This window comes from Metabacillus rhizosphaerae (assembly GCF_037201795.1).
Lineage (GTDB): Bacteria > Bacillota > Bacilli > Bacillales > Bacillaceae > Metabacillus > Metabacillus rhizosphaerae.
In genome coordinates, this window is sequence record NZ_CP147403.1 from 3,346,305 (window position 1) to 3,362,567 (window position 16,263).

Annotated in this window: 10 protein-coding genes and 1 pseudogene; 9 read left to right on the forward strand and 2 right to left on the reverse strand. The window is 35.8% G+C overall.

Annotated features, from left to right (window positions below):
• Positions 1-8 precede the first annotated feature (8 nt).
• On the reverse strand, positions 9-833 hold the full coding sequence (locus WCV66_RS16415) for an AraC family transcriptional regulator (RefSeq protein ID WP_338786126.1): 825 nt from the start codon (positions 831-833) through the stop codon (positions 9-11).
• Here WCV66_RS16415 and WCV66_RS16420 point away from each other — a divergent pair.
• Both WCV66_RS16420 and WCV66_RS16425 read left to right on the forward strand, forming a co-directional pair.
• Positions 803-1,621, forward strand: coding sequence for a hypothetical protein (locus tag WCV66_RS16420; protein WP_338786127.1), 819 nt, complete (start codon positions 803-805; stop codon positions 1,619-1,621). The two genes, WCV66_RS16415 and WCV66_RS16420, sit on opposite strands and share 31 nt — an antisense overlap.
• Before the next feature lie 216 nt (positions 1,622-1,837).
• Positions 1,838-2,766 (forward strand): annotated as a pseudogene (locus tag WCV66_RS16425) (glycoside hydrolase family 125 protein).
• Here the strand turns inward: WCV66_RS16425 and WCV66_RS16430 are convergent.
• The gene (locus WCV66_RS16430) at positions 2,676-3,581 is read right to left on the reverse strand and encodes a GxGYxYP domain-containing protein (RefSeq protein WP_338786128.1); all 906 of its coding nucleotides are present in this window, start codon (positions 3,579-3,581) and stop codon (positions 2,676-2,678) included. The pseudogene WCV66_RS16425 and the gene WCV66_RS16430 sit on opposite strands and share 91 nt — an antisense overlap.
• A 502-nt stretch (positions 3,582-4,083) precedes the next feature.
• Between WCV66_RS16430 and WCV66_RS16435 the strand changes: the two genes are divergently transcribed.
• The 7 genes from WCV66_RS16435 to WCV66_RS16465 all read left to right on the forward strand — a co-directional run bounded on the left by WCV66_RS16435 (position 4,084) and on the right by WCV66_RS16465 (position 16,163).
• Positions 4,084-5,259: a GntR family transcriptional regulator gene (locus WCV66_RS16435; RefSeq protein ID WP_338786129.1), complete on the forward strand. Its 1,176-nt coding sequence runs from the start codon at positions 4,084-4,086 to the stop codon at positions 5,257-5,259.
• Between the two features lie 704 nt (positions 5,260-5,963).
• Positions 5,964-8,021, forward strand: coding sequence for a GxGYxYP domain-containing protein (locus WCV66_RS16440; protein ID WP_338786130.1), 2,058 nt, complete (start codon positions 5,964-5,966; stop codon positions 8,019-8,021).
• A gap of 151 nt (positions 8,022-8,172) precedes the next feature.
• A complete protein-coding gene (locus tag WCV66_RS16445) occupies positions 8,173-10,350 on the forward strand; it encodes a hypothetical protein (RefSeq protein ID WP_338786131.1) in 2,178 nt (725 codons plus the stop codon).
• A 72-nt stretch (positions 10,351-10,422) separates the two neighbouring features.
• Positions 10,423-11,385, forward strand: coding sequence for an ABC transporter permease (locus tag WCV66_RS16450; protein WP_066338950.1), 963 nt, complete (start codon positions 10,423-10,425; stop codon positions 11,383-11,385).
• A 16-nt stretch (positions 11,386-11,401) separates the two neighbouring features.
• On the forward strand, positions 11,402-12,298 hold the full coding sequence (locus WCV66_RS16455; RefSeq protein ID WP_338786132.1) for a carbohydrate ABC transporter permease: 897 nt from the start codon (positions 11,402-11,404) through the stop codon (positions 12,296-12,298).
• 60 nt (positions 12,299-12,358) lie between these two features.
• Positions 12,359-14,014 (forward strand): extracellular solute-binding protein, encoded by a 1,656-nt coding sequence (locus tag WCV66_RS16460; protein WP_338786133.1) that lies wholly within the window; start codon positions 12,359-12,361, stop codon positions 14,012-14,014.
• Positions 14,015-14,117: 103 nt separating this feature from the next.
• Positions 14,118-16,163 carry a glutaminase family protein gene (locus WCV66_RS16465; RefSeq protein WP_338786134.1) on the forward strand — a complete coding sequence of 682 codons (2,046 nt, stop codon included), beginning with the start codon at positions 14,118-14,120 and terminating at the stop codon, positions 16,161-16,163.
• Positions 16,164-16,263: the final 100 nt, after the last annotated feature.

The following is a 16,263-nucleotide window of genomic DNA, read 5'->3' on the forward strand; positions in this document are numbered from 1 at the left end:
GCTATCAGTTAACGATAATTATTTCTAAAGTGTGAAGGAGATAATCCAATCTCTTTTGTAAAAGTTTTAGAAAAGAAAGATAAACTATTAAAACCACTCCTAAATGCAATCTCTTCTATGGAATCGTTTTTTGAAATTAATAAAGTTTTTGAGTAATTAATCCGTAGTTTAAGTAAATATTTTTTCGAAGAAACACCATATACTTCTTTCATACAACGTGAGATATAAGATGGATGAAAATTCATTACGTTGCCTAATTCAACTATTGATACATTTTCATGGAAGTGTTTATTTAACCAAATAGCAGAAGATTCCGCTATTTGAATGACCTTTGCTGAGATTGCCTGCGTTTCATTTTGTACTAAATGATTAATTAAATGTAGAAATAGAATTTGTTGATTAAATTTATTCTTTAAATGATTAATTTGTAAGAAGCTATTTAATTCTCTTAAAGTATGAAAAACTGCAACATCATGTTTAAGAGTAAAAAAGTTAGGCAAATGTAGGGAGTCATTTGAATATTCTTTTGCATGAGTTTCATGGATTGCCCATTGTCCAGTTGTTTGAAAGTGGACCCAATAAAAATGTGTGTCTTCTGTACATGGTTTAAAACTATAATGGTGAGAATAGGGAGCTAAAATAAGGCCTTGATTACTATTTATCGTATAATTCACCCCTTCTTCTCCGATATATAAAGAACCTTTTTCCACAATTATTAAATCAAACCATTCAAAGTTACTTCTAGAAATATGAGTATAACCATTACTAAATACATCTTCATTTGAATCTCCATAATATAAGTATGGTGGTAGATCAAAAATATAATATTTCATCTTACTTATTTGGACTTGAGCCACATTTTGGGTGTTGTACTTCCAATTTCAATCAAGCATGGCCAAAGTTTGCATTATCTACATTTATGACAACGGACAAAGGAATTGCTTGCACAGCAATTGCTCCATCAGAAGTGGAAACAGTTCTAAATGACGGAACTGTAAAGATAAGTTTATCTACAGATTATCCTTTTAATAATATATTGAAATTTACTGTTAGTGTAGATAAACCTCTTGACTTTAATTTTGATATTAGGATTCCGGGCTTTTGTTCGAGTGCTAGAGTAAATGGTGAAGAAGCTATCTGTGGGGAGTATTATAACCTATCAAAAACTTGGATTGGTGAAGAAATAATAGAAGTCGTACTGAATTATGAGACTGTATTTATAAATAGACCAGAAGATAAGGTAGCGGTGAGAAGAGGTCCACTTTTATATTCCATCGCTATTGAAGAAGAATGGAATATGATTGATTATGGTAAAGATGAAGAGTTACGAGTATACCCTCATTGTGATTATGAAGTATTACCCCATTCACAATGGAATTATGGATATGTTGATAAAAATATAGAATACATGTTTAATGGCATTGGTGATATTCCTTTTAATCCAAAAGAATCGCCAATTGAAGCTAGTGCAAGCGTAGTCGAAATTAATTGGCCAAAAAATAACGGAATTGTTGCAAGAGTGCCAGTAGATCAACCGATCAGCGAAGTGAAAACAGTAAAACTATTACCGTATGGATGTACAAACTTAAGAATGACTGAAATTCCATTTATAGAGATATAACATCGAATATACATTCACTATCAGTTAGCTAATTAATCGTTGATTTAATATAGTTTATTAAAGAATCATTATTTTTTAAAATTAATTTACAGAGGAGAAATATGAATGCAACTAATGACAAACTACGTACCTAAATCTTTAATGAAAATAATAGAGGATGTAGAAACTTTTTTTTCTGGAAATGATAAAGTACACCAATTGTTTAAGAACTGCTTTATGAATACCTATCAGACCACATTAACGGAAAAACAGGATGATACAACGTTTGTGGTAACAGGTGATATTCCAGCGATGTGACTAAGGGATTCTGCTTCTCAAGTCCGCCCCTATTTAATGGTAGCTTCTGAAGATCAACAAATTGCGAGTATGATTAAAGGCGTGCTACGGAGACAATTTGATTATATTTTAAAAGATCCGTATGCAAATACATTTAATGAAACAGCAAATGGAAGTGGATATCAAGATGATGAGACAGATATGTCTCCAATAGTATGGGAAAGGAAGTATGAAATAGATTCCTTATGTTTTCCAATCCAACTAGCATACTTCTATTGGAAAGAAACAAATGATCTTTCAATATTTGATAACACTTTCTTTAATGTGGTGAGGACAATCCTGAAAATTTGGAAGGTAGAACAAAACCATGATGAACAATCGTCATACAGATTTCATCGTAAAAATGTAAGTTTAATAGATACTCTACCCAATGATGGAAAAGGTTCTGAAACTGCTTGGACGGGGATGACTTGGTCTAGATTTCGCCAAGTGATGATGCTTGTCTGTTTGGTTATCACATTCCCTCGAATATGTTTGCTGTTGTTGTATTAGAATATGCAAAAGAGATAAGTGAGATAATTGGAGAACAAGAATTGTGTAAAGAATGTGATAAATTTGCTATCGAGATTAGACATGGTATTGAAAAATATGGAACGATCAATCATCCTTTATATGGAAGGGTTTATGTTTATGAAACAGACGGTAAAGGTAACTATGTAATTATGGATGATGCGAATGTACCTAGCTTGCTGTCTATCCCTTATCTGGGTTATTGCAACTATACGCACGAAACATATCTTAATAGAAGAAAATTAATTTTGAGCAGGGAAAATCGTATTATTATGAAGGGAAGGAAGCTTGTGGTATAGGAAGTCCCCACCTTCACGACCACTTCGTGAACAGCTGGTCCCCAGCCATCTTGAGTAAATGCATCGTTGAAGCGAAGATACACGGCCTCATTTCCCAAATAAGAAGACAAATCGAATTCATGCGTTTTCCGATTACTGTCATCCCGCACTTGTTCCTTCTCGATCGCTAAAGTTTGAAACGATTCGTACTTGTGTGGTGGGATCGGGATTGATGTGTTTGGACTCAACCCGACTAACATTCTCTTAGTTGTTTTGTTCCAAAGGTTCTCATACTGCCATGTATACGCTTCCGATCGATTCTTAAATTTGCTTTGGAAGTCTTCGATCACCTCGAGGTTATATGGTTCAGCGGTCAATTGCTTCGCCAGTTCAGGACCTGCGACAACGGCATTTTCTAGTCCAGCTAGAGTAGTAGCAACGTTGATCGAGTCAGGAATTTCTGGATCGTAGACAATTATACCTTCAATTTCGTTCGCATAAGCCTTGAAGACATCCATAGCATCGTCATGAAGCTTATAAGGAACCTTCAGATTGTTAAGCCAAGGATCAACTTTATTCTGTTGTACATAAATCCGCGGCTTCTCACGATTGACAATTCCTTCAAGAGTGGTTAGAAGCAGCTTGATGTCTCCGGGTTTGTCATGAACATTGGCAACATCTAAATACTTCACATTTGCAAAGGTGGGGAGTTCCTGATGCATTGGCCATATAATTGAGCCATTGTTAGGTTTAGAGTCTGCAGAAGCGGATACTCCAAACGATAATAAAAGTGTGCATATCAGAACTAGACTTAAGATAATAAGCTTTCGAATCACGATTTTTCACATCTCCTTATGATATGTTGTGGTAGAAAAGCTGACACCTTCCTTATTCACCTCCTACATCTCCCATAAGCAGTTATTCTATAAAGCAATTACATAATACTATATTAAATATATATATATATATATTGATAGTTTTGACAAACGTTATCAAAAAATATTTTTCTGTCATTGATTTAGATTGAAAGGGGTGTCGAAATCGCGCTATTTCTCATTCTTTGTGCTACCTGATCATTGGTATATCCTTTATTTACAATTTATAATGGGTAAGCTTTTGCAACAAAGGATGTTCTATAGTTAAAAAATATTAAATATATAGGGTGGTGTTGGGGATAAGTTCAGACCAACTGGGTGGAGATACACAAGATGTTTCGTATATAGCCGTCCTTTTCGAACAAAAACTAATAATTCAAATGTAGAATTAGGGCATTCTTGAAATAAAAAACTTAATTGATATAATGATATAAAGACTCGAGTAGGATAGGAGTTATACTAAATGCAAAATAATTCAAGAATACCACTATATTTGCAAATTCAAGAGTATTATAAAAACCAAATTTCTTCAAAAAAGTTGTCGGAACACGAAAAAATTCCACCAGAACGTGAGATAATGGAGAAATTTAATGTCAGTCGGATTACTGTTGCAAATGCATTAGCCGAATTGGCAAAGGAAGGTTGGATTTATCGTATTCCAGGAAAAGGGAGCTTTGTCCAGGAAGGGATACTTAGTTTAACTAATGAAAGCACTACTAGTGATTTGGAGGGTAATACTTTGCTAAATGTTTCACCCCAGATTCCAATCGGTCGCAAAATGATTGGGCTAATCATGCCTAGTGTTGAGGACTTTTTTGCTATACGCTTAATAAGTGGCATAAATAAGGTTTTGAATCAAACGGATTATTATCTTGTGATCATGTTGAGTCATAACTCAAAAGAAACCGAGCGAGAGGCTATAAGGGAACTACTTCGTATGCAAGTGGTTGGTTTGTTTATTTTCCCTATTGACGCAGAAACATACAATGATGATATTTTAGAGTTGAAGGTTCGTCACTTTCCATTCGTGCTGATAGATCGCTATTTACCGGGAGTGGAAACGAATTATGTTAATTCTGATAATGTATATGGCGCTAAACTTGCAGTTTCTCACTTATGGGAACTGGGACATCGAGATATTGCAATTTGTTCAGATTCTGCACTTCCAACCATTACAGTAGGTGACAGAATTAAAGGATATATGGATGTACTTAAAGAGAAGGGAGCTATGATTAATCCCTCCCTAATTCTCACTGATTTTAGAGTGGATTACGGAAACCTGGACGATGATCACCCATTGTATCGATTTATTGCGACTCGCTATGCCTCCGCTTATGTCACTTTGAATGCAAAGTTGGGTTTGCATATTTCGAGAGTGGCAAAGCGTATTGGGTTGGATGTTCCTAAAGATATTTCCATCCTTACTTTTGATGATCCATCGTCTGGATATGACGAATTTGGTGTTTACACTCACATATCCCAGTCGGAACAGGAAATGGGTCAGGAGGCTGCGAAGGTGTTAGTCGAATTACTTGATGATCGAAAAAATAAAACATTCTTAGATTATAAAAAGATAAACCTTACTCCAAAATTAATTGTTAAGGAGACAACAGGGGTTTTTAATGAATTAAAAAAATAATGAAATATATGTAAAAATACCCGATAATATTGGGTATTTTTTTGTTTTTTTTATTGAGGATCTCTCTAACTGTGGAAATATTTTTGACTTTATAGTAGACGACTAACATTCACATTAGAATTTCTTTCAATACTTTAAAATTTCAGTCTGTAAGTGATATTTCAATTATCGTTCCAGTAAAAGGAAATATTTTAAAATGTTCTATTGACATAAATGAATTATTATATATAATAAATATATTAAATGAATTATTAAATAATTCAGAATATATATATTTCTAAGATTTTAAATTTCCTTTTTCCTACTAAGTATACCTTTCTAGAATAATGTCCTTCATTGTTATTGAATCCTACAAACCCTAAAGTTTTTAGATTTCTACTTTCTATATAACAAATGAGTCATATGATAAAAAGTCTCAATCTGCACTGATTTGTTTCTGTTAAGCAAAAGGTTGAAAAAATAACTAACAGGAAGTTTTAATCATGGAAATACATAATGCAAACAAACTTTAGAAAGCGCTACCATTTGATTTTTAAGGGATTAGATAAAGGAGGATAAGATTCGTGAAATCACATATAATAGCTCGATTTAAGGAGGTGATTCATTTAAAGATACATATATTTCTAGATTGTTTTATTGCTAAACAGGATTGATGCTCGATTCGCCTTTTTAAGATTCAGTTATTTTTATAGGGGGAGGAAAATATGTTCCGAAAACTTTTATTGTTAGGATTGACAATGGTCTTAGTATTAACTTGTACTGCTGTCTACGCAAAAAAACCGAATTTAGAACCTGAGAAAAATGGAAAAATTCAATGGTCTGACAGTCAGGCTCTACCTACATTTGCTAAAGCGAAGCATCTTGATGTTATTGATTTAAGGGCAAATAGCGGGGATGAGAAGTTGTTGTTCACTACACTTCAAGGAAACGTGAATCGCGAAATACCGAGAATCTATTCCATCGAAGTAGACTATGAGGAAGGGAATTATACTTGGTTAAATGATTTGGACGTGCCTTATACAATGATTGAAGAACCATGGAATCTCCTAATGAAATATAAGAAAGAGATAGCAGGTATCATCATCTATGATCCTGAAGTGGAAGATTCAATCAATGTCGCAACAACAATGGCCGGCATAGAAAATGCAGTAGTTGCCAGTCCTGAACTCGCTGAGAAACTTACAAATGCACCTTACAATTTGAAAGTGATTGAAGACTTGCGCGGGCAATTCAAAGACGGATTGGATGCATATAAATGGCAATTTGAGAATCTCTGGTCAAAGACGACTCACCGTATGTTGGTTGGATTGAATCCAAGCAGAGGTGTGGCTTTGCCTGAAGACAATTGGGATGATTTTCAAACAATCATTCAGGAAGAAGAACAGATTAGGGATAGCGAAAATCGAGATGTATATGATCTGGATTTATCGAACTTCCTTGGAAAAGAAGCTGTCTACCTTCGTTTTCAGGACGCCTTTTCGAATGATGGCTGGGGCCCAGCAGTGCATGAGGTAACAGTTAAAGCAGATGGAAAAATCATTGCACAGTTTATACCTGGATCATCAGAAGAAGAGCCGTTTTTATATGATCGTAACCAGTCAAACTCAGATGAACGCTTTGATGGGCATAGATGGGCAGATGCTGGAAATTACTTTGTGTATAAATTTACCCCACCTGCAGGAACTCAAGATCTAGATGTTTCGGTGGATATGTGGAATCAATTCAAATTATCAGCATCAAATGTTCAGCCTCAATCATCAGAAAAGACAGAACCTTATGGTTATTTGAGAGATTATGCTGTTGCTAACCGTGCAATGGTCTTCTGGCTTGAAACAAATGTTCCGGAAGAAAAAGAATTGTTTGAGAGAATCCTGTCAGATGTAGAACCAAATACACCTTACTTAGGTTGGTTTGGAAACGATGTTGCTGGAGAGTTTAGTTCAACTGAACTTACTTCAAAGCATAGTGTCTATGTAGTACCTGCCGATTGGTTCAACAATATGACCGTCTTCTCAGGCACAAAGAGAAATTTGAAAAAACAGAAGCCTTTACCTGCACCGGAACTTACTAATAAAATTTACGTTACCTTTACTCTTGGAGAAGGCGACAACTTGCAGTATAACCAACATAAATTAAGGCAACTTTGGGATGATGAAGCAAGAGGAAGTGTGCCAATAAACTGGTCAGCAAGTCCACTTTTATATGATGCAGCTCCTTCGATGCTAAGCCATTATCAACATACAGCAACCGAAAACGATCTCTTAATTGCAGGTCCATCGGGTGCAGGTTATATTTACCCAACACCTTGGCCTGATGACACTTTCGAAAAATATGCGAAGCAAACAAACAAGTACATGAAACGCACGGGCATGGACATTATATATGCACTTAACCGTGTTGATGAACAGAACGTACCGTTGTCTGAATCAGAAGCTCAGGATTATATCGATTATATCAATCCAAAAGGAATTTTCCTCAGTTGGGAAAATACCAGTGAAACATCCATATTAAATGGCAAACTCCCACAGTCGATTTTGCGAGGTGCTAGTAGTGTAGGAGAAGCAAAAGAAGCCATTGCAGAATTATCTGCAGAATGGGATGGAAAGTCACCATTATTCATCTCAATGGGAATGTTGTCTTGGTCAGTTACCCCTTCAGATATTGAGGAAATTGCCAATTCATTAGGTACGGAATATGAGGTTGTACGTGGAGATCAGTACTTTGAACTCGTTAAAGAAGCCAATGGGCTGTCTAGCAACTAAGATTTCCACTCTCTTTAATTAAAATGAAAATGATAATACAGGTGAAATTCCTCTAAGAAGTGGTAAACAGATGGAGGTAGACCACTATTAGAGGTTCACCTGTCATACATAACACTAAATCGTATCTAAAAAATAGGAGGGATTAACACCTATGGTTATCAGGGATCGAAAAGAAGAGAGAATCGGTTTTCAGGAATCTGCATCTTTTAAGCCTTCTTTTGATTTACAAACTGATTTTGTAATGGTTTATGGAATAGATAAGACGATGACAAAACGAATAAAAGAGTGGAAAGAAAAAGGCTATGTTGTTCATTTAATGACTGGTGTTGCATGGGGAGAATACAAAGATTATTTGTATGGTAAATTCGACGGTCTAAAGCATTGGGATGAAGCTCAAAAAAATAAACAAGGATCATATATTCAACATGGGGAAGATGTTCCATATATGGTACCGACCATTGCTTATACGAATTTTTTGACAGAAAGAATTAGAGCTGCAGTAGATTCAGGTGTCGAAGCAATTCATCTAGAAGAACCTGAGTTTTGGGTCGATGGAGGATATTCTGAAGCATTTAAAAGAGAATGGCAAATTTATTATAAGGAACCATGGAATCCGCCACATGAATCTGTAGATGCCCAATATCGTGCTTCACATCTTAAAGCGTATTTATATAAGCGTAGTTTAGATCGGTTATGCAGTGAGTTGAAAGAGTATGCCTTAGTTAAATATAACCGTTTTATACGATTTTATGTTCCTACTCATAGTCTTATAAATTATACACAATGGAGAATTGTAAGTCCTGAATCCATGCTAATTGATTTGCCGGCCATTGATGGTTACATTGCACAAATTTGGACTGGTACCTCACGGACTAAAAATGTGTATGAAGGTGTTCGAAAGGAACGAACTTTTGAAACCGCCTTCTTAGAATATGGGATGATGCAGGAGCTTGTAAGTGGGACAGATAGAAGAATGTGGTTTTTACATGATCCTATCGAAGATAATCCAAGATATACGTGGTCTGATTATCGAAAAAACTACTTTAAAACAGTGGTAGCCTCTCTTTTACATCCAGATATTTCGCATTATGAAATTTCTCCATGGCCTTGCCGGATTTTTGAAGGAAAATACCCTAATCAAGAAGGAACGGGTTTTGAAAAAATCCCTGAAGACTATGCAACGACCTTGCTGACGGTTATGCATACATTAGGGAACATGAATCAACAGGACATTCATGTTCACGGAATGTCTGAAAAAATCGGAGTTCTTTTATCTGATTCGATGATGTACCAAAGAAAGATTATTTCTAATGAAGAAAATGATTCCGATTCTCGTTATGATGGAACCGATGCGGATTCAGTCCAAAAAGAACAAGATATAGAACTATTAAATTTTTCTTCCTTTTATGGATTGACACTTCCACTTTTAAAGAGAGGATTGTGGGTTAGACCAGTTCAGCTAGATAATATACGACGCTTTCCAAATTATTTAAAGGATTACCGCTTATTGATTTTAAGCTATGAATTTCTAAAGCCGGAATATCCTGATTTGCATAATGCACTTGCTCAATGGGTGAAAGAAGGTGGAGTACTAATCTATGTTGGTGATGACAGTGATCCATACCATAAAGTCAGAGAATGGTGGAATACAGGAAAACACCAATACGATTTTCCAAGAGAACATCTTTTTGAAAGCTTAGGAATAGCTAGTGGAATTGAACAGGGTATCTATCAAATCGAAAAAGGAGTCCTTGGTTATTTAAAGTTTTCTCCTGACGAATGTGCTAAATCTAAAATAAGTGCAGATTTGTTAAGGGTTATGATTAATAGTAGCTTAGAAAACTATGATCAAGAAATTACTTTAGATGAGAAAAACTATTTTATGATGCAACGGGGTCCTTATCGAATTGCAGCTGTTTTAGATGAATCAATTAGCCAAGAACCGCTAGAAATAAAAGGGAACTTTGTCGATTTGTTTGATCCATCTTTAAAAGTTCTCCATCATATTCAGCTAAAGCCTGATGAAAATACGCTTTTGTATGATTTAGATTATAAACAGACAGTACAGGAAGTGAAGGTAATCGCGGCATCCTCAAGAATAGAGGAACTGAATCAAAATGAAAATGGCTTTGAAATGATTGTCAGAGGGCCAGAAAAGATGAAGGCAGTGGCCCGTCTATACTGTCTTAGAAAGCCGAATGAAGCAAAGCTAGTTATAGGAAATAAAAGTGAGGATATTAGTTGGGAATGGCATGAACAATCTCAAACGATTTTACTCAACTATACTCATAGTTCGACAGAGATAACGAAATTAGTTGTAAAGTGGTAGTCAATAAAACAGATGCCATGTAACAAAGCATCTACGTCTTCTTATGTCACATTCTTTAGGAGTGGAGGAAAAATGAAGAACCATATTGAATCAAAACTAGCTTCCCAGCAAGTATATGTAACGAAAAACAAGAAAAACATCTGGTTAAAAATATGGCAGCATAGAGTTTTCTATCTTTTTTTACTTCCAGGTATTGTTTGGTTCTTTATCTTTTCATATATTCCGATGTATGGAATAACAATCGCCTTTAAAGATTTTAACTTTGTAAAGGGAATCTTGGGAAGTCCATGGGCAGGTCTTAAATATTTTGAACAGTTTTTCAACTATTATCAAGCAGGAGAAATTATTCGTAACACAATAATCATAAGTTTAATGAAACTCATAATCGGATTTCCGATGCCTATTATATTAGCGCTTATGTTAAATGAAGTAAGAGTTGCAAAGTTTAAAAGAACTGTACAAACCATTTCGTATCTGCCTCATTTTATCTCTTGGGTTGTCGTTGTCACACTTATGCAACGGATATTAAGCCCATATGGAGGACCGATAAATGAATTGATTGCTGTACTAGGACTAGACAAAATTCAGTTTTTAGGCAATCTTAATTATTTTTATCAGCTTATAATTGGGTCTGATATATGGAAAGGTGTCGGTTGGGGAGCCATTATTTATTTAGCAGCAATTTCAGGAGTCGATCCTCAATTATATGAAGCAGCAAAAATGGATGGCGCAAACAGGTTCAGACAAATGTGGCATGTAACATTACCATCAATAAGTGGTGTGATGGTCATATTGTTTATTCTTGCATGTGGCGGTATTATGTCTGCAGGATATGAGCAATTACTACTTTTGAATACTCCTTCAACTGCCTCGATAGGGACTGTGTTAGATGTTTATGTGATCAAGGCTGGTTTGGAACAGGGTCGTTTTAGTTATGCAACAGCAGTAGGGTTATTCCAAGGAATCATTGGATTAATTCTTATTATTTCAGCTAATCGTATTAGCAAAAAAGTCAATGGGACATCCCTATGGTAAAGGAGTGGAGACTTAAATGAGTGGGAGAAAGTGGTCGATATTTTCTATCATTAATTATACATTATTAGCACTTTTTGCTTTTAGTACTCTTTACCCCTTTATCTATATTTTAGCTTATTCACTTAGTGATGGGGTGGCGGCAATGAAGTACCCTATTTATTTTCTTCCTAAAGGGTTTACATTTGAAAACTATATTCAGATATTTCAAGATACTAAGTTTCTGGAAGCCTATAAAATTACTATTTTTCGTACAGTGATTGGAACGGCCTTACATGTGTTTTTAAGTGCATTATTTGCTTATGCTTTAACGAAAAAAACACTACCAGGAAGAACTTTCTTTACCTTTTTTATCTTTATACCAACCCTGTTTGGCGGAGGAATGATACCTACATTTGTTTTGTTTAGAGAATTGGGATTAATCAACTCATTTTGGGTTTATGTTATTCCATTTTTATATAATTTTTTCAATATTATTGTGCTTCGAACCTTTTTTCAGCAACTGCCTAATTCATTAGAAGAGTCAGCGAAGATAGATGGTTGTGGGGATTTTAAAGTTTTTATGAAGATTATTTTGCCATTATCTACACCTGTACTTGCCACAATTGGACTATTTATAGGTGTATTTCACTGGAATGATTGGTTTACAGGAACCTACTTTGTTACAAATAAAGATTTATTGCCTGTTCAGACCTTACTTAATGATCTTTTGAGTCAATCAATAGCACAAGCTGATGCAGCAAAGAATGCTTCACAAACAGGAACTTCGATCGGACTACAATCAGTAGCGCAAACTACGCCAGAATCATTGCGTATGGCAACTTTAATGGTGGCGACTTTACCAATTTTATGTGTCTATCCATTTATGCAAAAATACTTTGTCAAGGGCGTCATGATTGGTTCAGTAAAGGGATAGGTCTTCTCAATAGAGGAGTTTATTATATGAAAGAAAATATATCATTCTAGGGGGAGTAAGATGAAAAAGAAATTTAGGCTAGTAATGACTTTGTTGTTAGTTTTGTTGCTCGCAATTTTAGCTGCTTGTCAGGAAAAGAGTGAGGAAACGAGTACTGATGGTAAGGAGGGACCTATTACAGTAAAGGTTTTGCATAACTGGGCTGGTTCAGATGGAAATGAACCTAAAGATGCTGAAAATAATCCTGTTGCCAAAAAGATTTTGGAAGAAACAGGAGTGAAAATGGAATTTGACTATCCAAAAGGATTAAGTGAAGTAGAAAAAATCACTCAAGTTTTTGCTACCGGAGAATTTCCAGACTTGTATACAGGTCCTGCTTGGGGAAAAGAAAGTGAAACATTGTTAAAGGCAGCGAACGAAGGGCAGCTTCATGATTTAACTGAGTATATTGAAAAATATCCAAATCTTGCTGAACTAGTAAAGAAGGAAAATATGTCAACTTCTTTATACGATAGTATTATTAGTCAACAACAGGGCGGTCAATTTATGCTGCATGCTAGTTTTCCAGCTACATCTGAAGATGTCATTAACTGGTTATATGGATTATATGTTAATAAAGACATCGCAGAAAAAGTAGGGATTGATCCACAATCTGTACGTACACCGGAGGATCTTTACAAATTTCTGCAAGCTGTAAAAGATGAGAATCTAGAGGTTAATGGTAAACCAGTTTTTCCTTTGGGAGCTGGGGGAACTGGTTGGCCATTAGACATTATGTCTGAGATGTTTGTACCAGTTGCAGGATCTTCTAGTTGGATGATTGATGAAGATGGCAATGCTGAATTGAACTTTTTAACAAAAGAATATGAAGATTATATTTTATACATGCAAAAACTACGTAATGATGGATTACTTGATCCAGAGGCATATACACAAACCGGCGCTATTGCGGAGGAAAAGTTTACTCAAGGGCGTTATGCAGTAGTTCCAAATCAGTTCCCTGGATTATGGTCTGGATTAGTAAAAGCAGGACTTCAAGATAAGTTTGTTCCATTAGGGCCATTAAATGATTTCAACGGGGATCCTTATCGAACAGAAGTGAATGTAACTGGTTCTCAACTCATTGCTGTTCCAAATACGGTTTCCAAGGATAAATTAGATGAAATCATGGAGATGTTAGATTATTTGGCATCTGATGAAGGGTTCCTTTTAACAAACTATGGTATCGAGGGCGTTCATTACGATATGGTTGATGGCAAAGTTCAAGCGAAAAAAGAATGGGTTGATAAATTAAAAGAGGACCCTAAAGCATTGCATAATGAAGGAATCGGTTCTTCTTACGGTACATTAGCAGGATTATATCGTGCAGTTTCATTAGCAGGTGGTGCGTTTGGATATCAATATGATGAAAGATATAAAGTAGAAGAAGAATTCAAGAAAATTATGTCCCCAGAAGGGATTAAGCCAATTGAAGGAAAAGATCCTTATAATGTGTTTAAGGGACATGAAAATTATGAGCAAATCCAGCCTGTTTTTGATACGTTAGGGGATGTAGTCCTACAAGCCATTCATTCAAAATCAGAAGAAGAAGCTCTAAAATTAATTAAGGAATCACAAGAAGCGTTAAAAAATGTAGGAATTAAAGACGTCGATGATGAGTTATCAAAACAAGCAAAAGAAGGAACAGATTTCATGAGATACCGGACATCAAACTAATTGATATCAATACCGTACTATACAGGCATAAAGGAGAGCAGTACGCTCTCCTTCTCACTTATGTGAATAGAACAATAAATTAGATAATAGGAGATGTGTTACTATGAAAAAAACATTTAGACCCCCTTCCGTTCCACTAGTTACGGTTGATCCATATTTCAGTGTCTGGTCAGCAGAAGATCATCTTTATGATGATCATACGGTGCATTGGACAAACAAACGTAACAGCATGGTTGGTTTGATTATGGTAGATGGTAAGCCTAGAAGATTCATGGGTAAAGTAGAGATGGCTTCTGATGCAGAATACATAGAACCCGATATCTTGATTCAAAAAAGTTTAAAAGTTGATCCTTTAACTAGCTCATATTTATTTGAGGGTGACGGTATCGAGCTTGAAGTTAGTTTTACTACACCGCTGCTTCTTGATGATTTAGATTTATTGACAAGACCTGCTTCATACGTAACTTTCAGTGTTCGTTCTATAGACGGCAAGTCCCATGATGTCAAAATTTATTTTGATGTATCTGGCGAATTGTGTGTGAACACACCGAATCAAAAAATAGTTTGGTCTAGAAAAATGATTAATGACAATATCGTAGCTATGCGCATGGGTACTGAAGAACAGCCAATTCTAAAACGTATAGGAGATGATACGAGGATTGATTGGGGGTACTGTTATCTAGCGGCACCTCAAACAACCTCTCTAAAAACGGTTATACAATCATACAATGGTAGGAAACAATTTGTGGAATCCGGACAATTGCTAATGGAAGACGATGAACAGCAGCCAAGGCCGGTAATAGTCGATACTCCAGTAATGGCAGCTGTATTAGATATTGGTGAGGTTCAAGAGTCTCAATCTTCACACTATTTGCTTTTAGCGTACGATGATATTCATTCAATCGAATATTTTGGGAAACATTTGGGTGCCTATTGGCGTAGGAACGGTTTAACGTTCGAAGAAATGCTTGTCTTGGCAGTGGAGCAATATGAGGATATCCAAAATAGGTGTGAAGAATTTAACCATAAGCTGATCAATGACAGTAAAAGTGCGGGTGGTGAAAAATATAAGGATATGCTGTCACTTGCTTACAGGCAGGCGATTGCAGCACATAAGTTGGTTGTTGATGAAAAAGGAGAAGTTTTATTTTTATCAAAAGAAAACTTCAGCAATGGCTGCGTTGCCACTGTTGATGTCAGTTATCCATCTATCCCACTTTTTTTACGCTACAATCCGGAGCTTGTCAAAGGCATGATGAGGCCTATATATCGATATGCTAGTAGCAAAGAGTGGAATTTTAATTTTGCCCCGCATGATGTGGGTTGTTATCCGAAAGCAAACGGCCAAGTTTACGGTGAAAATAAATTAGAATACCAGATGCCAATCGAAGAATGTGGGAACATGTTGATTATGGCCGCTTCAATTTGTAAATATGAAAAAAATGCAGGCTTTGCAAAAGAGAACTGGGCCCTTTTGACCGACTGGGCGAATTATTTAAAAGAAAACGGACTTGATCCAGATAACCAATTATGTACGGATGACTTTGCAGGGCATTTGGCTCATAATGCTAACCTTTCCATCAAAGCAATACTCGGCATCGGTGCCTATTCGCTTATGTGCAATATGCTTGATGAAAAGGATGGAGAAGTTTATTTTCAAATGGCAAAAGAGATGGCATCTCAATGGGTAAGAATGGCCGCAGTAGAAGATCATTACAAACTTACTTTTGATAGTACACAAGAGACATGGAGTCTTAAATATAACTTGGTATGGGATCGAATTTTCGGACTAAACCTGTTTCCAGAAGAAATCGTAGAAAAAGAAATCCCTTTTTACATTTCAAAACAGAACAAATTCGGAACACCTCTCGATAACAGGAATACATATACGAAGTCTGATTGGCTTGTATGGTGTGCATCAATGGCAAAATCGAAGGAAGATTTTGAACAAATGATCACACCACTTTGGGATTTCTTGAATGAAACGCAAAGTCGAGTACCATTTACCGATTGGTATGACACGGTCACTGGCAAGCAGATAAACTTTCAGAATCGGTCGGTTGTAGGTGGCCTCTTTATTAAATTATTGAATCAATCCGATGGCGTAGTAAGTAACGAAGACGTAAATTCAACCGTAAGATCAAGTTGAGGACTAGATATCTAATCCTTCATATTTATAAGGAACTACACCAAAACTTAATCAATAACATGATGAGGAAAAAATCCATTGAGGAGACAAGTGTACATGG

Excerpts from the sequence above, each read along its gene's own strand:
- WCV66_RS16445 (WP_338786131.1), top strand. The coding sequence starts at position 8,173 with ATGGTTATCAGGGATCGAAAAGAAGAGAGAATCGGTTTTCAGGAATCT.
- WCV66_RS16440 (WP_338786130.1), top strand. The coding sequence starts at position 5,964 with ATGTTCCGAAAACTTTTATTGTTAGGATTGACAATGGTCTTAGTATTA.
- WCV66_RS16455 (WP_338786132.1), top strand. The coding sequence starts at position 11,402 with ATGAGTGGGAGAAAGTGGTCGATATTTTCTATCATTAATTATACATTA.
- WCV66_RS16415 (WP_338786126.1), bottom strand. The coding sequence starts at position 833 with ATGAAATATTATATTTTTGATCTACCACCATACTTATATTATGGAGAT.
- WCV66_RS16465 (WP_338786134.1), top strand. The coding sequence starts at position 14,118 with ATGAAAAAAACATTTAGACCCCCTTCCGTTCCACTAGTTACGGTTGAT.
- WCV66_RS16460 (WP_338786133.1), top strand. The coding sequence starts at position 12,359 with ATGAAAAAGAAATTTAGGCTAGTAATGACTTTGTTGTTAGTTTTGTTG.
- WCV66_RS16450 (WP_066338950.1), top strand. The coding sequence starts at position 10,423 with ATGAAGAACCATATTGAATCAAAACTAGCTTCCCAGCAAGTATATGTA.
- WCV66_RS16420 (WP_338786127.1), top strand. The coding sequence starts at position 803 with ATGGTGGTAGATCAAAAATATAATATTTCATCTTACTTATTTGGACTT.
- WCV66_RS16435 (WP_338786129.1), top strand. The coding sequence starts at position 4,084 with ATGCAAAATAATTCAAGAATACCACTATATTTGCAAATTCAAGAGTAT.